Here is a 255-nt window from a genome sequence, read left to right on the forward strand (position 1 = left end):
AACGTATCTGGCGCAAGCACGACATTCGGCCACATCGTCTCGATACGCACATGGTGTCCAACGATCCTGACTTTGAGACCAAGGCCGCCGATGTGATCGGGCTGTACCTTAATCCGCCGTTGCATGCAGTGGTGTTCTGCGTGGACGAGAAGACAGCCATCCAGGCGCTGGATCGCAAGGACCGGATGTTGCCGCTCTCGCCCGGGCGTGCCGAGAGTCATGGCTTTGAATACAAACGCAACGGCACCCTGAGCC

At 58.8% G+C, this 255-nt stretch carries 1 pseudogene; it reads left to right on the forward strand.

What is annotated here, in order from left to right:
• Nucleotides 1-255, forward strand: a pseudogene (locus AB4Y40_RS42965) (IS630 family transposase); the annotation flags it as partial.

The sequence above is a fragment of the Paraburkholderia sp. EG287B genome (assembly GCF_040965595.1).
Classification (GTDB): Bacteria; Pseudomonadota; Gammaproteobacteria; order Burkholderiales; family Burkholderiaceae; genus Paraburkholderia.